19 protein-coding genes are annotated in these 21708 nt (G+C 58.3%); 12 read left to right on the forward strand and 7 right to left on the reverse strand.

The genetic code is table 11. From position 1 onward, the window contains the following. The first annotated feature begins 88 nt into the window (after positions 1-88). On the forward strand, positions 89-2635 hold the full coding sequence (locus tag C7H08_RS09110) for an EAL domain-containing protein (protein ID WP_106671405.1): 2547 nt from the start codon (positions 89-91) through the stop codon (positions 2633-2635). Here the strand turns inward: C7H08_RS09110 and tesB are convergent. From tesB to C7H08_RS09125, 3 genes are all read right to left on the reverse strand, one after another. Continuing rightward, a complete protein-coding gene (gene tesB / locus C7H08_RS09115; RefSeq protein WP_106671406.1) occupies positions 2602-3462 on the reverse strand; it encodes an acyl-CoA thioesterase II in 861 nt (286 codons plus the stop codon). The genes C7H08_RS09110 and tesB overlap by 34 nt on opposite strands. Positions 3463-3583: 121 nt before the next feature. Next, positions 3584-4741 carry an NAD(P)/FAD-dependent oxidoreductase gene (locus C7H08_RS09120; RefSeq protein ID WP_106671407.1) on the reverse strand — a complete coding sequence of 386 codons (1158 nt, stop codon included), beginning with the start codon at positions 4739-4741 and terminating at the stop codon, positions 3584-3586. Positions 4742-4756: 15 nt separating this feature from the next. After that, positions 4757-4924 (reverse strand): rubredoxin, encoded by a 168-nt coding sequence (locus tag C7H08_RS09125; protein ID WP_044389108.1) that lies wholly within the window; start codon positions 4922-4924, stop codon positions 4757-4759. 278 nt (positions 4925-5202) lie between these two features. Here C7H08_RS09125 and C7H08_RS09130 point away from each other — a divergent pair, with 278 nt between their 5' ends. From C7H08_RS09130 to phoR, 5 genes are all read left to right on the forward strand, one after another. Further along, positions 5203-5760 (forward strand): hypoxanthine-guanine phosphoribosyltransferase, encoded by a 558-nt coding sequence (locus C7H08_RS09130; protein WP_106671408.1) that lies wholly within the window; start codon positions 5203-5205, stop codon positions 5758-5760. Then, positions 5741-6307, forward strand: coding sequence for a chorismate--pyruvate lyase family protein (locus C7H08_RS09135; protein WP_106671409.1), 567 nt, complete (start codon positions 5741-5743; stop codon positions 6305-6307). Before C7H08_RS09130 ends, C7H08_RS09135 begins: the two co-directional genes overlap by 20 nt. Positions 6308-6372: 65 nt before the next feature. After that, on the forward strand, positions 6373-7257 hold the full coding sequence (gene ubiA / locus C7H08_RS09140; protein ID WP_227663166.1) for a 4-hydroxybenzoate octaprenyltransferase: 885 nt from the start codon (positions 6373-6375) through the stop codon (positions 7255-7257). A 107-nt stretch (positions 7258-7364) separates the two neighbouring features. After that, positions 7365-8057, forward strand: coding sequence for a phosphate regulon transcriptional regulator PhoB (phoB, locus tag C7H08_RS09145; protein ID WP_106671411.1), 693 nt, complete (start codon positions 7365-7367; stop codon positions 8055-8057). 52 nt (positions 8058-8109) lie between these two features. Then, entirely contained in the window at positions 8110-9429 is a 1320-nt protein-coding gene (gene phoR / locus C7H08_RS09150) for a phosphate regulon sensor histidine kinase PhoR (protein ID WP_106671412.1), read from the forward strand. A 12-nt stretch (positions 9430-9441) separates the two neighbouring features. Here the strand turns inward: phoR and C7H08_RS09155 are convergent, their stop codons facing one another. Continuing rightward, positions 9442-10338: a response regulator gene (locus tag C7H08_RS09155; RefSeq protein ID WP_106671413.1), complete on the reverse strand. Its 897-nt coding sequence runs from the start codon at positions 10336-10338 to the stop codon at positions 9442-9444. A gap of 226 nt (positions 10339-10564) precedes the next feature. Here C7H08_RS09155 and C7H08_RS09160 point away from each other — a divergent pair, with 226 nt between their 5' ends. The 4 genes from C7H08_RS09160 (at position 10565) to C7H08_RS09175 (ending at position 14536) form a co-directional block, all read left to right on the forward strand. Then, the gene (locus C7H08_RS09160) at positions 10565-11788 is read left to right on the forward strand and encodes a lytic murein transglycosylase (RefSeq protein ID WP_106671414.1); all 1224 of its coding nucleotides are present in this window, start codon (positions 10565-10567) and stop codon (positions 11786-11788) included. A 157-nt stretch (positions 11789-11945) separates the two neighbouring features. Beyond that, the gene (locus C7H08_RS09165) at positions 11946-12689 is read left to right on the forward strand and encodes a THxN family PEP-CTERM protein (protein ID WP_106671415.1); all 744 of its coding nucleotides are present in this window, start codon (positions 11946-11948) and stop codon (positions 12687-12689) included. 117 nt (positions 12690-12806) lie between these two features. Beyond that, positions 12807-13835, forward strand: a complete 1029-nt coding sequence (locus tag C7H08_RS09170) for a metal-dependent hydrolase (protein WP_106671416.1) — start codon at positions 12807-12809, stop codon at positions 13833-13835. Continuing rightward, positions 13835-14536, forward strand: coding sequence for a pseudouridine synthase (locus C7H08_RS09175; protein WP_106671417.1), 702 nt, complete (start codon positions 13835-13837; stop codon positions 14534-14536). Before C7H08_RS09170 ends, C7H08_RS09175 begins: the two co-directional genes overlap by 1 nt. Here the strand turns inward: C7H08_RS09175 and C7H08_RS09180 are convergent. After that, a complete protein-coding gene (locus C7H08_RS09180; RefSeq protein WP_106671418.1) occupies positions 14533-15024 on the reverse strand; it encodes an asparaginase domain-containing protein in 492 nt (163 codons plus the stop codon). The two genes, C7H08_RS09175 and C7H08_RS09180, sit on opposite strands and share 4 nt — an antisense overlap. Positions 15025-15041: 17 nt before the next feature. Then, complete coding sequence (gene pbpG, locus C7H08_RS09185) at positions 15042-15974, reverse strand: D-alanyl-D-alanine endopeptidase (RefSeq protein WP_188445193.1); 933 nt, start codon at positions 15972-15974, stop codon at positions 15042-15044. A 227-nt stretch (positions 15975-16201) separates the two neighbouring features. On the opposite strand from pbpG, the gene C7H08_RS09190 reads away from it, so the two are divergent. Continuing rightward, positions 16202-18811: an EAL domain-containing protein gene (locus tag C7H08_RS09190; protein ID WP_106671419.1), complete on the forward strand. Its 2610-nt coding sequence runs from the start codon at positions 16202-16204 to the stop codon at positions 18809-18811. Here C7H08_RS09190 and C7H08_RS09195 read toward each other — a convergent pair. Then, entirely contained in the window at positions 18798-19088 is a 291-nt protein-coding gene (locus C7H08_RS09195) for a type VI secretion system PAAR protein (RefSeq protein WP_106671420.1), read from the reverse strand. The genes C7H08_RS09190 and C7H08_RS09195 overlap by 14 nt on opposite strands. 193 nt (positions 19089-19281) lie before the next feature. Here C7H08_RS09195 and C7H08_RS09200 point away from each other — a divergent pair, with 193 nt between their 5' ends. Then, positions 19282-21702, forward strand: coding sequence for a phosphoketolase family protein (locus tag C7H08_RS09200; protein WP_106671421.1), 2421 nt, complete (start codon positions 19282-19284; stop codon positions 21700-21702). Positions 21703-21708: the final 6 nt, after the last annotated feature.

The raw sequence follows: 21708 nt of genomic DNA on the forward strand, positions 1-21708 counted from the left end.
CAAATTGGTGGGTAACGGCGCTTGAGACGCCTTCGGCGTCAGGCCATACTCAAAAGCATAATGACAAAAATGGTAACTTGTGACTCTGATGAACCCAGCTAAGCTACTGGCCCTGCTGCTTCTGCTTTTGACGCTGCCGATAACCACACACGCAGCCAGCCCCTCCTATGTTCCTGAAATGGAATACCTGAGACTGTCGCCAGACACTCAGCTAACACCGCAGCAGGCACTGAGCTCGAATCAGTGGCAACTTCTGCCGGAAACAACCCCCAACTTTGGCTACATCCGGGATCATATCTGGCTTCGCTTTCCGGTCAGCCATCCGGAGTTGATCACGCTTCTGGAAATCAGTTACCCACAACTGGACCAGATTGACTTTTATCTGATGCAGAACAACGACGTCATCCGCCACGAGAGCACCGGTGACAAGAAAGTGTTTTCGGAACGCCCGGTCAAACACCCCCATTTCCTGTTTCCGTTTCAACTGCAGCCAGAGCAGGATTATCAGATCCTGCTGCGGGTCGAAACCGAAGGCGCCATGCAGGTTCCGCTAAGACTCTGGAACAATCGCAGCTATTTTGAAAAAGCGTCCATCGAAAGCCAGTTACACGCGGGCTACTACGGCATCCTGATTACGGTGATCTGTTTCAATCTGTTCGTGTTTCTGGCGCTGAGAGAGCCGGTCTATTTACTGTACGTGCTGTCCACCTTTGGATACCTGATCCTGGTGGGCAGCCTGAACGGCATCACCTACCAATTGTTGTGGCCAGACCTGCCAGCCTTTCAGACCCGCGCCATGTTGCTGACTGTGCCCTTTGCCATGGTCTTCACCCTGATGTTTTCCCGATCCTTTCTTCGGCTGAACCGCTCCAGTCCGATGGTGGACCGGCTGGTCCTAGTGACCATCGCGCTGAATCTTCTGGTGGCCGCCATAACCTTTGTTGTCGATTACAGCACCGGCAGCCGCCTGACCGTGGCCCTGGCCATTCCCAGCTGTCTGCTGCTGACGGTGATCGGGCCGCTGCAATGGGCCAAAGGCAACCCTCAGGCGGTCTATTACACGCTGGCCTGGGGGGCACTGACGCTGGGCAGCGCGATCACCGGCGCCAACAAATACGGCCTGATTCCCAACAATTTTATTACCGCCTATGGCATGCAGATCGGCTCAGCCCTGGAAGCCATTTTACTGAGCCTGGCCCTGGCGGTGCGAATCTACCGGGAACGGCAGGATAAGGTTCTGGCCCGCGAGGCGGAACTGCGCGCTCTGGAGGCCCGACGCTCTGCCGAACTGCGCCTTATGGACCAGGCCCTACACAACCCGCTGACCGGCCTGCCCAACCGCAGCAGTTATGAGATGAGGCTGAGCGAGCTGGTGCAGGCCAATGCCTGCAAGCGCTTTGGTATTGTTGTCATTCACCTGAACAACCTCAATTCGGTGACCAAGACTCTGGGCCATCGGAACTCTGATCGAATCCTGGAACTGGCCTCCAAGCACTTCAATGCGGTAATCCGCGATGTGCCCGGTGCCATTGCCATCGAGCAGTCCGAGATCCGCAACTTCTACCTGGCCAGTTTGGAGCCGCAAACATTCGCCTTCCTGGTCAATGCCAGTCAGGCCGAAGCCGCACACCGGGCGGTATTGCGCAGCATTGAAGAAGTGCGGTATCCGATGGATTTTCTGGGCATGCAAGTGCCGCTTGCACCGCAACTGGGGGTGGCGTTTTATCCCGATCACGGCGCCGATGCCAGCACACTGATCCGCCGTGCAGTGATTGCCGAAGGCTCTGAGCGAGCCCGGGATCGCGGCATTGCCTATTATAAACCGGCCCGGGATTCTTACAGCGCCGACCGGCTGACGATGGTGTCGGAGCTCCGGCACGCCATCGACAACAACGGATTGGCGCTCTATCTGCAACCCAAGCTGTCGCTGAAGTCCGGGACCATTGACGGCTTCGAGGCGTTAATGCGTTGGCCGGGCCGGGAACAGCCGGTGCGGGCCGATGAGCTGATTGCCCTGGCCGAGCAAAGCGGCCTGATCAAACCCCTGACCCGCTGGGTGCTGCAGGAAGCCTTGGAAATGCGGGGCCGGTTACGGGACCTGGGGTTCGAGACTGGCATTGCCGTGAACATTTCACCCAACAACCTGAGAGAACCGGATTTTGCGGTGTTTGTTCAGCGCCTGATGCAGAGTTACCACAGCCATACAGGAGGTATCACCTTCGAGGTCACTGAAACCTCGATGATGCAGGATCCGCTGAATTCTCTGAAAGCGCTTAACTCGCTGCATGCCGCCGGTATTCCGATTTCCATCGACGATTTCGGATCCGGGTACTCCTCGTTGTCTTACATCAAACAGCTGCCAGCCAGCGAGATAAAAATCGATCGGTCGCTGATTTCCGACCTGTCAGATCGGGAGCAGGATCGAGTAATCGTGCGCACCACCATCGACATGTGCCACAGCCTGGGTTACACCGTGGTTGCGGAAGGCGTTGAGGATGAGGCGACATTGAAATTACTGGAAGAGATGGGTTGCGACCTGATTCAGGGTTACCTCCTGACCAGACCGCTTCCGTTTGACGAAATGATTAACTGGCTGTCTGATCAGCCCAGCCGTTCACGGATCAGTGCTTCCTGAGTGGTCGAGGCCACCAGCACACCGTCCTGAGTAAAGAAATTACCCCGGTTGAAACCCCGCCCTCCGGAAGCGCTGGGGCTGTCTTTGTCGTACAACAGCCAGTCGTCCATCCTGAAGTCCCGATGAAACCAGATGGCGTGATCAAGACTGGCCACCTGCATGCCCTTGCTCATAAACGTGCGCCCGTGCGGGTTCAGTGAGGTGCCGAGAAAGGTAAAATCAGAGGCATAGGTCAGCAGGCACTGGTGCAGCACCGGATCATCCGGTAGCGGGCCCATCGCCCGAAACCAGTTCTGCCGGTGCGGTGGGCGTTTTTCCGGTTTGAATGGATTCATCGGATTGACCGGCCGGATTTCAATGGGGCGATCCCGGGTCAGCAGATCGCGAAGGTGTTCCGGCACTTTCTCGGCGATCAGCTTGCCCCAGTCCTGCTCGGACTTGAGGGACTCCGGGTCTGGTGCCTCTGGCATGGTCAACTGATGATCCAGGCCCGATTCCGCAACCTGAAACGACATCGAACCGGTCAGGAGTTCCTTGCCATCCTGCCGGGCAATCACCCGCCGTACCGCAAAAGTGCCGCCATCACGGACCCGCTGCACCTCGTAATCAATCGGCATGCTGTGGTTGCCCGGGCGCAGAAAATACGCGTGCAGCGAATGGCATAGGCGATTCTCAACCGTGCGGCTGGCCGCCATCAACGCCTGCCCCAGCACCTGACCGCCAAACACATGGGGGAAGCCCAGGTCTTCGCTCTCACCCTGAAAATGATCATCACCGATGGGGGATAAATCCAGCAACTCCACCAGCTTTCGGGTTACTTCACGCATGCCTGCTCCTGTCGTTTGTTAGCTCGCGAACGGGTTTTCTACCCCAGACAGGAAGATTTGGCAACGATCACCGAGAAGAAAGCCTTGAATCGGGACCGGATAGCCCCGACGGCAATGACCATCAATCCTGATGGATCGGCGGAATTTCCCGCGCCAGCGTCTGTTTTTCAAGCGCAAAACGGCCAGTGATCGCAAATCCAAGCACCTCGCCTGTCGGCGAAGTGAACAGGGCTTTAACGTTGGAATCGTCCCGCTCTACTTGCCAGCTTCCGTCTGCGCCGACAGGTGGCGGGCAAACGGCTGTCGGGCAGCACGGTGTCTTGATCATAATCGGCATAGTGCCGTAGCGGACGTCGGTGCGCTCTCCAGCCAGGGTTTTTGCCAGCGCCCGGGCACAGGCCATCAACGGCAGCACATACAGCAGCACCTGCCCGTCAACCTCGGCACAATCGCCCAGAGCATAGACATCGGCAGCAGAGGTCTCCAGGGCGCGGTTAACCTTGATACCCCGGCCGGTATCGATGCCGGCTGCCTTGGCAAGCTCTGTGCGCGGGCGCAAACCCACCGCAGAAATCACCAGGTCGGCCTGCAGAGCCTCCCCATTGGCAAGCATCAGCCTGACCCCTCCGGCCTCGTGATCCACCCGATCCACCACCGTGCCCAGATGAAAACGAACCCCCAATTCGGTGAGTTCGTGCTGCACGGCACTGGCCGCCGGTTCCGGCAACAAGCTGGGCATGACAGCGGCATCGGGAGCAATAACGTCAACGTCATAGCCGCCATTACGCAAATCGTTGGCAAACTCGCAACCAATCAGGCCTGCGCCCATGATGGCGACGCGCTTGCCGCCCTCCAGAGCCTGACGAAACGCTCGGTAGTCCATCAGATCGTTAATAGAGTGCACACGATCCACGGCGTCGCCAGCCAAATTGAGCCGAATCACGTCCGCGCCCCAGGCCAGCACAAGTTTGCGGTAGCCCAGCCGCTGGTCGCCCAGCACCAGTTCATGGTTATCGGCATCGATGCCAGTTACCGTCGTGTAGGTGCGCACCTCAACACCGAGCTGTTCGGCCATGGCATCAGTGTCTGCCTGCGCCAGCCCCTGGGCGTCCTTGGCTTTGGTGAACCCGGTAGACAGCATCGGCTTGGAATAGCTCACGCCATCATCCGCGGTAACCATGACAATCGGGGTGTCTTTGTCCAGCTTGCGGAACTCTCTCACTAGCGAGTACCCGGACAAGCCGGTACCCACGATCACGATCGGTGCCTGGTCGGTCATCATCCTGCTCCGTTATCAGCTGATTTCGATCATCTCGAAGTCTTCTTTGCCCACGCCACAATCCGGGCACACCCAGTCCTCGGGCACGTCGTCCCACGTGGTTCCGGGCTCGATGCCATCTTCCGGCCAACCTTCGGCCTCATCGTAAATCAGACCACAAACCACACACTGCCACTTCTTCATCGTTACTCTCCAATCAGATGTTGACCGAATATTATTGTCTAACAATGCAACAATCAAGCACTGCTTACTGAAACTGCAGGCCACCCGGCCAGCCATGATATTGCAAACAGCGGCCATGATACCCGCCACCCCGACATTGACCAATGCCACAATAGACAGCTCTCCCCCGGGTTTTGTGCCAATAGCCATAATTACAGATAGCTTGGGTGCAACACGCCCCTCCCTTCGGCGGCCCCTCTTCGGTATAATCGCCGGTTTTACGACAGGATCCGACCGTTATGACCGATACCGTCGCCGAAATGAACCAGGTTATGGCCGAAGCCGATTGCCTGGTGACTGAACAGCAGGTAGATGCCGCCATCGACTCCCTGGCGCATGCCATTACCGAACGTCTTAAAGACAGCAACCCACTGCTGTTTTGCGTCATGAACGGCGGCCTTATCCTGACCGGACAACTGCTGACCAGGCTCAGGTTCCCCATTCAGGCAGAGTACCTGCACGCGACCCGCTATCGCCAGGAAACCACCGGCGGTATTCTGGAATGGAAGCTCCAGCCAGAAGCGAACATGAGAGACCGTACCGTGCTGATCGTTGACGACATCCTCGATGAAGGTACGACGTTATGCGCCATCGCAGATTACTGCCAGGCCCACGGCGCCCGTGAAGTGCTGACCGCGGTACTGGTCGACAAGGATCACGGCCGTAAGGCGCGCCCGGGCCTGAAGGCGGACTTCACCGGCCTGTATGTGGAGGACCGGTTTCTGTTCGGCTACGGCATGGACTACAAAGGATACTGGCGCAACGCCTCCGGGATCTATGCCGTCAAAGGGCTTTAACCGGGACGATGGCCTGATCATTCCAGCCACCCACTGGTATCGTTCGCTGTCGGCCGCCGGTCTTCGGAATCCGGCAGTGCATGGGCCCGCCCGTCACTGGCTGCAAGTGCAAGGCTCCTTCACCCGTGCGCTGCAACAACAATGCCGGCAGCGTTTTCACGTTGACGTGTGCGGCGAAGGTTTTGCCATGCCGTCCCCGGAAGAAGCCAGACGACTCGGATTGGCGCCCCGGCAACGGGCCTGGATTCGCGAAGTCAGGCTCTGTGGTGACGGCCAGCCCTGGGTGCTCGCCAGAACCATCATTCCGCAGGCCTGCCTGCAAGGCAAAGGCCGGCGCCTGCGCAACCTCGGCAACAAGCCGCTCGGAGCCTATCTTTTCAGCAGTCCGGAATGGGTACGCGGCCCCCTGGAAACGGGATTGTGCCAAACCACTCAAACACAGCAACCGCAACTGGCCCGCCGCTCGCTGTTTTACCGGGGCGAAAACGCCCTGATGGTTGGTGAATATCTGTTGCCAGCGCTGTACCTGAGCAAACCCCGGCTTTAACCCTCACCATCAGGCTGGCTATAATCCCCCCTGCCCCACGCACCTATCAACGGATGATCCCAGACATGCTGCAAAACGCCCTGCCAGAGCACATCCATACCCGCCTGATCGACTACGCAAAGCTGCTTCGCATCGACCGACCCATCGGCACTCTGCTTTTACTCTGGCCAACCTGGTGGGCGCTCTGGCTGGCCGGCGAGGGTAGCCCTTCAATCGCCAACCTCGTGGTATTTACCCTCGGCGTCTTCTTTATGCGAGCAGCCGGCTGCGCTATTAACGACTTTGCCGACCGTGACCTCGACCGACACGTCAAACGCACCAAAGATCGCCCGCTGACCGCTGGCCGCATCAAGGCCTGGGAGGCACTGGCACTGTTCGGCGGATTGAGCCTGGTGTCGTTTCTGATGGTGCTGTTGTTTACCAACCCGATGACCCTGTATCTGTCGTTCGGTGGCGCCTTGCTCGCGTTTATCTACCCGTTCATGAAACGGCACACGCACCTGCCTCAGTTATTTCTGGGCGCCGCCTTTTCCTGGGCTATCCCTATGGCCTGGGCGGCCGAAGCCAACGAACTGAGCCAGCTTACCTGGCTGTTATTCACCGCCAATGTACTCTGGACCGTGGCCTACGACACCCTGTACGCAATGGTCGACCGGGATGACGACGTCAGGATCGGCATCAAGTCTACCGCTGTGCTGTTTGGCGAAGCCGACCGCGCCATCGTTGGCGTGCTACAGACCATGGTCATCGTCATTCTGTTAATGGTGGGCGGTCAGGCTGAGCTGGGCAGCTTCTATTACCTGGGCGTGGTGGTGATGGCGGGGCTGTTCGTGTACCAGCAGTATCTAGCCAAAGACCGCTCGCGCGAAGGCTGCTTCAAGGCCTTTCTGAACAACAACTGGGCAGGCTTTGCGGTCTTTGCCGGGCTGATCCTGGACCTGGTAACCTGACGGGGCAGCCATGTCATATACTTGTAACAAAGACACGCTGTAATGGAGCAGCAACAAACATGGGGAACCGCACTGATGTTCCCGAGGTCTGACACAGGTTAATGCTCATGACTGGAAAAACTGTCCTGATCGTCGATGACGAAGCGGCCATTCGCGAAATGATCGCGGTCGCACTCGAAATGGCGGATTACGACTATCTTGAGGCAGCGGATGCCCGCGAAGCTCATGCCCTGATTGTCGATAAACAGCCGGATTTGATTTTGCTCGACTGGATGCTGCCTGGCACCAGCGGTGTCGAACTTGCCCGCCGGCTGAAACGGGAAGAGGCCACCGCCGACATCCCCATCATCATGCTCACCGCCAAGGTAGAAGAAGATAACAAGATCCAGGGCCTGGAGGCAGGTGCCGATGATTACATCACCAAGCCCTTCAGCCCCCGGGAACTGGTCGCTCGCCTGAAAGCGGTACTCCGGCGCGCTACGCCGCCAGGCGTCGACAGCCCCATTGAAGTCGAAGGCCTGACTCTCGACCCAGTCGGCCACCGGGTCACCTCAGTCGAAGGTGCCCTGACCATGGGGCCCACAGAATATCGTTTGCTGCAGTTCTTCATGACCCATCAGGAACGTGTCTACACTCGTTCCCAGTTGCTGGACCAGGTCTGGGGCGGCAATGTCTATGTAGAAGAGCGCACGGTGGATGTGCATATCCGACGCTTGCGCAAGGCACTTGGCGACAAGTACGATCATTTGATTCAGACGGTGCGGGGCACCGGGTACCGGTTTTCAACACGGGCAGCCTGAACCACTCCGGCTTCATCGCATCATCGCCGGACACACGACAAGGCAGCATTTGATGCAGTACAACTGGTCACGATATCTGCGCCTGATTTTCACAGGCCTTGCTGGAGCCACTCTGGTCGGATGGTTTTTCGGCCACCCGCTTTATGGCCTGCTGACCGGCCTGGTGATGTATCTGTGGTGGACACTGGTGCAGGCGCACCGACTTTACCAATGGCTGGCACACCCGAGCGCCAGTGACGAGCCCCCGCAAAGTGTCGGGCTCTGGGGCGATATCTTCGACAGCCTGCACAAACTGCACAGAGACCACCTGCTGACCCAGGATCGCCTGCGGGCGCGCATTAACCGGGTACAGGAATCCACTAACGCCATGCGTGACGGGGTTATCATGACCGACACCCGTGGCGCCATGGAATGGTGGAATGGCTCGGCCGAGTACCTACTGGGATTCAAGCCCGACAAAGATCGCGGCCAGTACATCCATAACCTGATCCGCACTCCTGCCTTCAAAGCCTACTTTGACGCTCGCGATTACCGGGAGCCACTGGAAATCAATTCTCCGGCCAAGCCCCATATCCACCTTCAGATTCAGATCAGCCTGTTCGGCGATGATGATCGCCTGATCGTAGCCAAAGACGTGACCCGCCTGTTTCAGCTGGAACAGATGCGCAGAGACTTCGTCGGCAACGTATCGCACGAAATGCGAACACCACTAACGGTGATCAGCGGCTATCTGGAAACCCTGGTCGATCACAGCGACGAGCTACCGGCCAAATGGCGCCGCGCCATCAAAACCATGGCCGCCCAGTCGTCCCGGATGGAATCCTTGATCACCGATCTGATCCTGCTGTCGAAAATTGAAACCGGCGAGCACACACTGGATGATGCGCTCACTGATGTGGAAGCGCTGGTCGGTCAGATCTGCCACGACGCCCGGGCGCTCAGCGGCGAAAAAAATCATAGGATTTCCGTGCAGATCACTGACCGCCGACTGCTGAAGGGAGACGAAAGCCAGCTCAGGAGTGCCTTCTCGAACCTGATTTTCAACGCCGTCAAATACACTCCAGCCAATGGCAACATCGTCGTGTCCTGGAGCACCAACCGTCACGGCGCTCACCTGTCGGTCAAAGACAGCGGCATTGGCATCGATCCTGTGCACATTCCCCGCCTGACCGAACGCTTCTACCGGGCTGACCCGAGCCGCCACAAAGACACCGGCGGCACCGGTCTGGGCCTGGCGATCGTTAAACACGTGCTGATCAATCACGATGGCAATCTGGAGATAAAAAGCAGAATGGGAGAAGGCAGCGAATTTATCTGTCACTTCCCCCGGGAGCGGCTGGTTGAGCGGGTGCCGGAAACGACCGGCGATTAATCGGGCGAAGCGCTAGCGCCCACCAGCCCGGAACCTGGCGACAAAGCGCGACAGATCTTCCATCTTTTTCGGGTCCTCATCGACAAAACGAATGGTGACACTGACAAAGTCGGTGTCCTGCCGTTTGTCGACCGCCTGCAGCTGATGCACATAGCCGTTCAGCCGCGCCATCTGGCCGTCACCCACGTCGATGTCCACCACCGCCTGATCGAGAATGCCCGGGAAGACCTGATCCCGCCTGGCGATCACTCGCACCTCGGTCAGATTAATGTCTTTCACCACTGATTTAAGAGTACTGTCGGCAAACCTTACAGATGCCAGGCTCATCGCGCCGCGAGCCGCCGGCTTCGCTGCCGCAGGTGTCGGGCCGGAGGCCGCCAGCAAAGGATTGTCGGAATCCGGCGCATTTACCGAGGGTTCCGGCCTGGGCTCAGGTACATCCCGCTTCTGGGTCAGCAGCGTCGCCGACTCCTTGAACGCGTCCACTGGCCCGTCCATCGACTTGCCGCCGTGATCCATCGCATCTTTCAGTCGCCGACCCATCACCTTGATAATTTTCTTGCTCAAACCCTCAGGACTGAACGGTTTACCCAGATACTCGGAAACACCTTCCTTGACCGCCTCGATGACGTGATCCTTGTCACCCCGACTGGTGATCATGATAAACGGCACTTTCGCGTACTGCGGTTGCTGGCGCATCCACTGCAACAGCTCAAGCCCGGACATCTCAGGCATTTCCCAGTCACACAAGACAAGATCAAAACTGGTCCGGGACATCAAGGACTGCGCCCGGCGCCCGTTCTGGGCATCAGTCGTTTCAATCACCGGGAAACGCTGGCGAACTGTGCGCTTGACCAGGTCTCTCACAAAACTGGCGTCATCCACCACCAGTGCTTTCAGTGTTGCCATAACTACATCCACTCCGGACTTCCCTGCGTGGATCAACTATAGAACATCGCGGCCCCATCGTGACCCACCGACAACAAAAAGACGACAAACGCGACACATTAACCCCGGCATTAAGCAATTGTCACCCGCTATGCGCGGATGCTGTGTTTTCCCATGATCAAAACAGGCTACCATGTCGGGAAATGATGCATTCCAACGTTTCAAGAGGTTTTCTGTGGCTCATCCAATGACACGGTCCATTATCCGGCACACTCTGGCTGCAGTATCGCTCACGGCTCTTGCTCTGAACGCCCAGGCCCAAAGCATACCGACCATGACTGCCGCAGAGTTCAACGAGTGCAAGCAAACGCTTCAGACCAAAGCCATTGATGCCGGGGTAAGTGAAAGCACCGCCCGGGCCGTGATGGCAGACGTCAACTATCTGGAACGGGTCATTGAACTGGACCGCAGGCAGCCGGAATTCACCACCACCTTTGCCGATTATTTCAATCGCCGGGTCAACGAAGCCCGCATCAGCAAAGGCCGGGAAATGCTCGAGACCCACCGTGAGCTGCTGGACCAAGTGACCCGGGAAACCGGCGTACCAGCGCCTTATCTCGTTTCCTTCTGGGGCCTGGAAACCAATTACGGCAGCTATTTCGGCAAAATGCCGGTACCCAGCTCTCTGGCCACACTGGCCTGTGACCCCCGCCGGACTACTTTCTTCACCGAGCAATTTGTCGCGGCCCTGAAGATCATCGATGAAGGCGCAATACCGGCGGAACAAATGGAAGGCTCTTGGGCCGGCGCCATGGGCCACGTTCAGTTCATGCCCACGGTATTTCTGCAGCATGCGGTAGACGGCGATGGTGACGGTCGCCGGGACCTCTGGAACAGTCTGCCGGATGCCATGATGTCCGCTGGCCGTTTTCTGCAGTCCATGGGCTGGGACGGCGACTACCGCTGGGGTCGTGAGGTCCTGCTGCCAGACAGCTTTGACTTCAGCATGACCGATGGCCGCCGTCTGCCTCTGAGCGAATGGCGCAGCCTGGGCATTACCGACGCCTTTGGTAAGTCGCTTGCGCAAGAGCCGATTGAAGCGGCCCTGGTCGTGCCCAGCGGCCATCAAGGGCCGGCCTTCCTGGTTTACAGCAACTTCCGGGTGATCATGGGCTGGAACCGCTCAGAGTTCTACGCAGTGTCGGTCGGCCATCTGGCGGACCGCATCGCCGGCGCCGGAGCGCTGCAGAGCCCGCCTCCGGAGGATCAACCCACGCTGTCCCGCGACCAGGTCATCCAGTTGCAGGAAACTCTCAACGACAAAGGCTATGACACCGGCAAACCCGACGGCATTATGGGCTCCAACACTCGCAAGGCCATTCGCGAGTTCCAGAAAGCGGAAGGGCTGATTGCCGATGGCATGCCGTCCGAGCCGTTACTGCAAAAATTGGGGGTCAGCCTTGAAAGCTGACACATAATGCGTCGGCTTTTTTTACACACCTTGCATGAAGCCATTGACAACCTATTGATAAAATAAGATAAAAAAAGATGGCATAGATCTGGCTAACATATCGGAAACCCCGGTTACTCCCGGGACAACTGAGCCAGTGAATTGCAGGGTGTGAACGATGAACAATTTGATGAAAGGACTTGTTGCCAGCGCGGCCATGGGTTTCGCTACCACAGCGGCGGCATTCCCGGTTGATCTTGAATCGGTGAGCGGTGCCTGGGGAACCCCAGCCAACGGCAGCAATGTTCAGGGCATTGGCACCAGTGAACTGAGATGGGGCGTCGGCGAGGAGACCTGCGCAGGTCATTTTTGGTGGAAACACTGCTCCAATGGCCCTCAAAGTGGTTACGGCTTCCAGGGTTCTGCAGACCTTCCGGAAACCATTACCTCGGACGACCCATTTGTCCTCGGGGTTTTTACCCACTTCAATAACCCGATCACTGGTGAAGCCATTACTGGCGTCAGCCTTGACGTCTTCGCCACCTTTTCGACAACGCCGGTAAACGGCAATGTCACCGGCCCCTACACCTTTGAGTTTTTGCATGACGAAACCCCGAACGTCGTCTGTGGCCCTTTATCATGGCTCTTTGGCTGTTCCGCTCAGGACGTCGATGACATCGTCCGGCTCGATAACATGATCGAAAGCTCTGAATTCCAGTTTGGTTCCAACATCTATTCCCTGTCTCTACTCGGATTCGAAGGTGGTATCGACGAAATCCACACCGAAGAAGGCAAAGCCACCTCGGTCAACCTGTTGGCCAAGCTCAACATGCGCACCGTATCCGTCCCTGAACCCGGCACCCTGGCCCTGCTCGGCCTCGGCCTGGCCGGTCTCGGGCTGAGCCGTCGTCGTAAAGCCTGATAACGGCCAACGCTGGCGACCGCCTGGTCGCCAGCGCTTTTCTCCCTGCCCCGTGATCTGATTGCCGAATCCGAGCATAATATCTGGCACATCACTCAGATACTGTTTCGGAGCTTCATGGATTCCATCACTCAGGCTGCGTTAGGCGCGTCCATTGCCGGCGCTGTCGCGGGCAAAACGTTGGGCCGGTCAGCCCTGCTCACCGGCGCCCTCATCGGCACGCTGCCCGATCTGGACGTAGTCATCGACTACGGCACGGCCGTAGCCAACTTCACCCAGCATCGCGGGTTCAGCCACTCGCTGTTTGTTCTGGTCCCCCTGTCGTTTCTACTTGCCTGGGGTCTCTGGCGCTGGAAACCCCTGCTCTCCTATCAGCGCTGGTTAACACTGGTCGGGCTGATACTCGTCACCCACCCACTGCTGGATGCATTCACCACCTATGGCACCCAGTTGTTCTGGCCATTTTGGGGACCGGTTGGCCTGAACAACATCTTTATCATTGACCCTCTCTACACGCTGCCGCTATTGGCGGGGTGCATGGCATTTCTGCTTCGTCCGCCCGCGGTAAAAGCAGTGGCGGCCGGGCTGCTCGTGTCGAGCCTGTACCTTGGATGGACACTCGTCGCTCAACAAATCATTTCGCAGCGGGTACAGCCTGTATTGGCAGAGGCTGGCATGGACCAGGCCTCACTGCTGGTACAGCCGATGCCGTTCAACTCGGTCTTATGGCGAGTTACAGCAATCACCGAGGATGCCCGAGTGGAGATCGTTACCGGTTTTCTGGATGACCGGGACCACCTGAACCTGGAATACTTCTCCCGAAATCCAGACATTGCCCGCTCCGTTGCCACGTTGCCAGAAGCACAGCGCCTTAAGTGGTTCACCAAGGGTTTTCTGCATTACGAGCAGGTAGGCAACCAGATAACCGCCACCGACATTCGCCTGGGCATTCCCGGAATGCACCCCTTCACCTTCCTTCTGGCCGAGACCTCAGACACTGGCATCACCCCGATACCGAGCAGCCAGATGCCCAGACCCTCGATCAACAGCGACGCCCTGCCGCTGCTATGGTCAAGACTCACCGGAGAAACGCCGGTTCTTTGTCTAGCCACACTCTCGATTCCAGAACTAGGAAAAGCCTGCTGATGCGCCTGGACCAGCATATTGCCAGCAGCTCTGAGCTTTCCCGCAAGGATGCCAGGCGAGCCGTCATGGGTGGGCGGGTGTCTGTTAATGGTACGCGCTGCAAAAGCGCCCGCGCTCAGGTCTCCGAGCACGACCAGGTCATGTTGGATGATCGGTTACTGACCCTGCCCGGCGACCTGTATCTGATGATGAACAAACCCGCCGGGGTGATCAGCGCCACCCGCGACAGCAACCAGCCCACCGCGTTGGATCTGCTGCCGGCGGACATGGCCAGGCACGTGCACATCGCGGGCCGGCTCGACAAAGACACCACCGGCTTGCTGTTGCTGACCAGCGACGGTCAATGGTCGCACCAGATTACGTCGCCACGCAGAGACTGCCCCAAAACCTATCAGATCCGGTTAGCTGAACCCTTATCGGAGGATGCCCGGCTCCGGCTGGCGCAGGGTGTACTGCTTAACGGCGAAGACAAGCCAACGCAGCCTGCCCGCGTGGTGGTCAGCTCAGAGACAACGATTGAAATGACGATACGGGAAGGCCGCTACCATCAAGTCAAGAGAATGCTGGCGGCGGTGGGCAACCATGTTGAGGCGCTGCATCGGCTGAGCATTGGCAGCATCGTGCTGGACGACACGCTGACACCCGGCCAATACCGCGCGTTAACAGCGGAGGAGGTTGATTCTGTCCGCGAGCCGGGTTAATCCGGCTCGGGAATACGTTCAAACTTCTGGGCTTCCAGGTTTTTACGCACGGCGCCCGCCTCAAACACCTCGCCATTCATCGCGATATAGACTCCGGGAGGCAGAAGCTGTGCAGCTGCCCAGGCGAATCCGATGTTGAAGATGGCATCGGTGCGCCGCATCCGGGCCGGCTGCATGGCGCCGGTCAGAACAATGGTGCGGTCCGTCAGTGGCTTCAAGGCCTGTGCGGTCTGGGCCATGGTGTCGGTGCCATGGGTGATCAGAACCCGTTTGTGTTCTGACGCCTTCGCTGCCTCAAGTATCTTTTCGCGGTCCTGATCGGTCAGCTCCAGACTGTCCTTGCGCATCAGCTCCCGGATCTCGTAGCCCTCATGAACATTGGCTTCCCGAAGCAGTTCCGGCAACAAGCTCTCGCCAATTTCAAACCTGCTGTTGGCGTCAAAATAGACCTTATCGATGGTGCCACCGGTAGTCAGTATCTGGATCATAAATGCCAAAGTCCTGGTTATTGATTGATGCGAGCCGTCTGGCCCCGTTCCGTTGCCATCCAGGCGGCGTCTTTTTCTTGCGCATAACGCTTTGCGGCAGCCGCGACCGACCCTGAAGCCCCGGTCGCCAGCCAGCGCTTGATGCGACCAGCATCACCCATGGGCGAACGGGTGCCCAGTGAGTCCAGCAATACCGTAATCACCGGCTTTTCATCCATCTGTGACACCATGATCAGACAGCGCCCGGCATCTGACAGGTAACCGGTCTTGCTCAGGCCCACGCCCCAACTTTCGCGATGCACAAGCGCGTTGGTATTACCGAAAGACAAGCTGTACCTGGGGTTTCTGAACTGTGCCCGATAATACCCGGTGGTGGAAAACTCACCGATAACCGGGTGGCGCATGGCGGCATTGGCCAGCCGGACCAGGTCCGAGGCACTGGAGACGTTGTCAATGGACAGTCCGGTAGGGTCGACAAAATGGGTGTTGTTCATGCCAAGCTCACGGGCTTTGGCATTCATGGCATCCACAAAGCCGTCGAAGCCCCCGGGGAAGCTCCTGGCCAGCGTATAAGCGGCAAAGTTCTCGGAAGACATCAGGGCAATTCTCAGGACATCCCGGCGCTGCAACCGGGAGTCTACCCGGATTCGGGTCCAGGCGTTGGCAGCGGCCGGCAGGTGCCGCTCTTCAAAAGTCAGCCACTCAGTCATGTCGAGACCGGACTCAACCACAACCAACGCCGTCATCAGCTTGGTGATCGACGCTATCGGTACCGACCGGTCGGCATTCTTGCCGAATAGCAAGGCGTCTTCCCCGGCGATCGCGGCCGCCGCATTCACCGACGCAAGTGCCGGTTTGGCAGCGTTTGTCGCCTGGATGCCAGTCGACACCATGGAAAATACAACGGCCAACAGCCAGGGTGAGGTAAACAACCGCTTGATCGATAACATACTGCTTTCGTACTCCTGAACCGGATTCTTAAACACCACAACGGCCGTTACTATACCAGCGCTCACCAATGGGTGTGCAGATCTCATTTTAATCACTCGTTTAAAACAGGAAATGCAAAATAATTAAAAATAGATTAAAATATGTTGAAAATCATATTGTTACATATCGTTAACGGATGTAATTTCTCGTAAATTCTCGCCGTAATTATTGCCAGGATATTCTACGAATGGATTCTGAGCCAGCCAGCCACACCGGCACCGTCTCGCTGACAAACCCGCCCTCCATTCGCTGGTTCAATCGCTGGATTCCGTTTATTATTCTGATCCTCGCTGCAGGCTATGGGCTGACAGCCGCCTTGCTGACGTCATCGCCGATAGACACGGACCACGTCATGTTGACCAGCATCAGCGAGGCGCCCCCGGTCGAACTGCACTCCGATACCCGCTATCTGCTGTCACCACTGGCCGATGTTATTGCACACCAGCGCTGGCACACGGAAGCCTGGCTACCACTGTCAAACGACCGCGCCGGCATCGGATACCCCCACCAGCCCGCCACTTTTCGCTTCGAGTTGACGACGTCAGGCAACGACCCCGTCGCCAGCCAGGTGATGGTTGCCGCGCCTTATCTTGACCACCTCGAGCCCACGCTGATTCATCCAGACGGAACCGTCGAACGATTACCGATAATGGGCGATCTCTATCCGTTTGATAACCGGCAGGTCGCCCTGCCCCAATGGATCTGGCCGGTCATCCTGCAACCCGGAAACACCGTTTTGCTGGTTGAAGTACGCAACAACGGGCCAGTGATGTTGCCGCTAACGGTCGCGGGCGGTAACCAGGTCGTCAGTGAAAGCACTTTTACCATTGCCTGGAAATCGTTCGTGACCGGTTTGCTGGTGTTTGCCTTGCTACTTAACCTGAGCATCGTTGCCAAGCTGAAACGACCGGGGCTGGGTTGGCTGAGCGTTCTGACCATCGGGGTGATCTACAGTCAGCTGGTGATGGACGGCCTCGGGCTTTGGCTGCTCTGGCCAAACCTGCCAGAACTGAACGCACTGCTGTCGGTAAGCCTGCCACTGTGCCTGATCGCCTTGTGCGAATTCACTCCGAACTTTATGGCGGTCAGCAAACTGGTGGCCAGAATTCTGCGGGCGTTCAGCGTGGCAGCCGGTCTGCACTTGCTGGCAGCGCCGTTATCCGTACCCTTACTCGGCCAGGGTGTGTTTCTGGTGGTTGGTGCAGCCGGCGGCGCGTTTATCTTCGCGCTGATGCTCAGCCAGTTCCGCAGCCAGCCATATGCCCGGTATTTTGCTCTGTCGGTACTGGCCATTCTGATTGGGGCCATAACCACCTCACTTCGAACCATCGGCTGGCTGCCCATCACGCCGCTTACCGACTCGGCGTTCTTTCTGGGCGCTGCCGCCGGGTCGCTGATCCTGACCAGCGGAGTCGGCCGTCTGCTGCTGGAGGAACGCAAACGACGCCTGAGCTCTGACATTCTGGTACAGCAAGAACAAAAGCTCCGGGCCCGAATCGAGCAGGACTACGACCGGGTTCTGAAAACCCACCGGGTCACTGGCAAGCCCAACCGCCCGATGCTGGAGGAAACCCTGGCCAGCATTGACAGCCAGCAGACACCCTACATGCTTTGCCTGGTAAGGCTGGCCCGATTCAACGAACTGGAGCAGGCCCTGGGCTACCGGGCCGCAGAAGATCTGCTCAAACAGTACCTAAGACAACTGAACCGCTACCTGAAGCGCACCCTCGGTGACCGGTTGATCATGATCAATGGTTATGGCGTAGCAACCCTGGACACAGTCAACCACGCCTTCGCCGTGGTGCGCAGCGACAGCGACCGGGATCGTGAACTGATCGAAACCGTCAGCCATTGGCTATCAGAGAATTTTCGCGAAGGTCGGTTTTCATTCTCATGGGCTGCATCCGTCGGCGTGGCCTACGCGCCCGATCATGGCGACAATGCAGCCAGTGTTCTGTCGGCGGCGGGCTTTGCTTCGCTGGATGAGACCCGCACCCTGGCCATCTATGACCCGTCGATCGCCGACTGGCAATATCAGCAGCAGATTCTGATGCTCGACGTTGAAGATGCCTTGCGTTCTGCAGACATGTGGCTGGAGTACCAGCCCAAGGTCAACATCCGGGATGGCAAGGTGCTCTCGGTCGAGGCACTGATTCGCTGGCAACACCCAGAGTTTGGCAGAATCCCGCCAGATCAGTGGATTCCCCTGGCGGAACAGGTTGGCATCATTCACTCGGTCACGCTCTGGGTGATGGATCAGGCCTGCCGGGATTTCGATGCACTCAAGGTCCAGCATGGCGATAACATCGGCGTTGCCGTCAACATTTCTGCCAAAGACCTTGCTCACCCGCTGTTTCTTGAAGAGGCAGGCGCCATCGCCCGCCGGCATGGGATCAGCCCGGCCAACGTGATTCTGGAGATTACCGAAACCGCCGCCATGGCAGACCCGGATGTTGCCAGAAATACCATCCGGGCTCTCAGCCAGATGGGCTTCCGGATTGCCTTGGACGATTTCGGCTCTGGCCATTCCTCGCTCGGCAATCTCGCCAGCTTTCCACTGGATGAGCTGAAGATTGACCGCAGCTTTCTGACCGACGTGTTGCTGTATCCTATTCGTCAAAAAATACTGAAGGCAGCCCTGGAGCTTGGCGAAGCGCTGGATCTTGACGTAGTCGTTGAAGGGGTTGAGGATGAAGCTATCGCGCTCTGGCTTCAGCAGTTCCCCGGCCTGCATGGCCAGGGCTACTACTGGGGGCGACCGGAAAGAGCCGTCGCTGCGCCAGCTAACTGCCGATAATCACCGATCCACTGCCGATGGTGACGCCACCACAGGATACCGCACTGCCGGTGACCGCCGCCGGCTTGCCATTGATCATGACCGTCGCCGATCCGGCCGCAATGACCCGAGGATGAACAGGATGCTTGGGTTTGGAGTGGGGCTGTAACGGATCACCCAGACGTGCGACCGGTTTGCCATCAACCAGTACGTCGGGGGAGCCGGCAATGACGGGGGTGGGCGGGAATCCCTGATGGTCTGAACCGAGATCTCCCAACAGCACGATGGCTTTACTCATTGTCTGATTCCTTTCAAGACGAATTATACTCGTTATCCTATACCGAATTGCCTGTTAACCCAAGCCCACCAGACCGCCACCGCCTTTTATGGTGCTTCCGAAAAGTTGCAGATACGACTGATCTGCATCAAGGGCACTGGCGGCCCGGCGTTTTACACTTATTTCACACTTATCCAAGCCAAGGAGGCCGTTTATGTCATCGCCCATTACACCAGGTTCAATAACGGCCCCGGCTAACGCCAGTGCCGCCTGGCAGCGCTGGCAAAAAGGCTATGGCGTTATCCAGCATTCCGCCGAGACCGAAACCCGTGTTCAGGCCCTTGCTGAGAAACTGGTTGCTGCCGGCTATCAGCCAGATGCCGACACCGTTTATCAGAAGCTGGCCTATCTTGATCGTCTCACCAGCGCCGGGCTCTGGCTGGTGGTGCACATGACTTACTGCAACCGGGTAGACATCTCGGGCGCAGCGCTGTCAGCGCAAGATTTCAAAGCTTCACCGGAAGGTCACACCGGGGGCACGCTCAACATGGTGCCCGCCTACGCCGCTTACCTGACCCTGAACAACCTGACCGGCCAAACCCGAAGCTGGCTGATGGGCCAGGGCCACTGCGTGGCCGCCATCGACGCCCTGAATGTGCTCACCGGCAATCTGCATCCTGAACAGCGCAGCCGCTATCAGGCGGTCGAAGGCCTAAGCCGACTGGCGTCGGACTTTTACAGCTATCGACAAAAACCGGATGGCTCGATGGCCGCGCCCCTTGGCAGCCACGTCAACCCGCACACCGCAGGCGGTATTCTGGAGGGCGGATATCTGGGCTTTGCCGAGCTGCAATACGCTCACATGCCATTGCCCGGTGAATCCCTGGTGGCGTTTCTGTCCGATGGCGCCGCCGAGGAACAGCGCGGCAGCGACTGGATTCCCCGATGGTGGCGAGCCGAGGATTGTGGCCTGGTAATGCCAGTGATGATTGCCAATGGCCGCCGGATAGAGCAGCGCACCGAGCTGGGCACCCGGGAGGGCCTGGAGCGGTTTGAAGAACACTTGCAAGCCCGCGGGTTTGATCCGGTCCGTTTTGATGGTCGTGACCCCGCCGCCTTTGTTTGCGCGTTGTTCGATATGGAACAGGCACTAAGCGCACACGGTGAAGCGGCCCAAAAGGGCGAAACCGGTTACCCGGTTCGAATGCCCTATGGCATAGCGGAAACTGTCAAAGGTTACGGTTTTTACGGTGCCGGGCAGAACTCCGCCCACAACCTGCCGTTGCCCGGAAACCCGCGCCTGGATGCCCGGGCCCGCGAACTCTTCAACGAACACATTCAGCCACTGTGGGTAAGCCCGGAAGAGCTGGAGTGGGCGGTGGCCGCCCTGAACGAGCACCGCCAGCAACAGCGGCCCACCGAGCGCGATCACCCGTTGGCGATGCGCAATCCCCGGGAGCCGGGTATACCTACACTGCCGTGGAGCCAGAACAAAGTGTCACCGATGGCTGCGGTTGATGACTTTTTCCGGGCACTGGCCGCTGAAAACCCGGATCTTCGGCCCCGGGTTGGCAACCCCGATGAACTGGCCAGCAACCGGTTAACCGGCGTTCTGAAAGACCTCAAGCACCGGGTGAACGATCCGGAAAGCGACGAGGAAGCCATTGACGGGCACATCATCACCGCGCTGAACGAAGAAGCGGTGGTGTCTGCCTGCCTGGCCAACAAAGCCGGCCTCAACCTGGTCGCCAGTTACGAAGCCTTCTGCGTAAAAATGCTCGGTGCGGTACGCCAGGAACTGATCTTCGCCCGGCATCAGAAGGAAGTTGGCCGGCCAGCCAAGTGGCTGGGCTTTCCGGTTATCGCCACCTCCCACACCTGGGAGAACGGCAAGAACGAGCAATCCCATCAGGACACCACTTATTGTGAAGCACTGCTGGGCGAGATGAGCGATGTCTCCCGGGTACTGTTCCCGGCCGATTACAACAGCGTCCTGGCGGTCCTGCCCTCAGTGTTCACCGAAAGGGGCCGGATCAGTTGCATGGTGATACCGAAACGGGATCGGCCCTGCGTGTTCAATGCCAATGAAGCGGAAACTCTGGCCAGGCATGGCGCCCTGGTGGTGGATGAAGATACCTCCGCCGGCGAGGAACCGCTGTTGCTGATTGCCAATGGCGCCTATCAGCTATCAGAAGCCATCCGTGCCTGCGAGCGCCTGCGGGAAACCGGCACACCGTTTCGACTGGTCTATCTGCAAGAACCCGGTCGCTTCCGCCAGCCCCGGGATCCGCTTGAGGCCGCGGCCTGCCTGACAGACTTTGAACGCGAGCGCCTGTTCCCGCACCAAATGCACCGCCGGGTGGCGCTCACCCATATGCGCCCGGAAGTCTTTCGTGGTCACCTGCACCCGCTGTTCCCACAGCCGGTCCACTCCCGAGTGCTCGGCTATATCAATCGCGGTGGCACACTGAACGAAGCCGGCATGCTGTTCGCCAATCAGTGCTCCTGGGCGCACGCCTTGGCCGCCTGTGCCGATGTCATGGACAAGCCACCCGGGAAATGGCTGTCCAGTGCTGAACTGGCGGCCGTGGAGGGCCGGGGCGACCCATCCGTTATCACCCGCGGCCTGTCCTGAAGCGAC

The organism is Marinobacter halophilus, assembly GCF_003007685.1.
Lineage (GTDB): Bacteria > Pseudomonadota > Gammaproteobacteria > Pseudomonadales > Oleiphilaceae > Marinobacter > Marinobacter halophilus.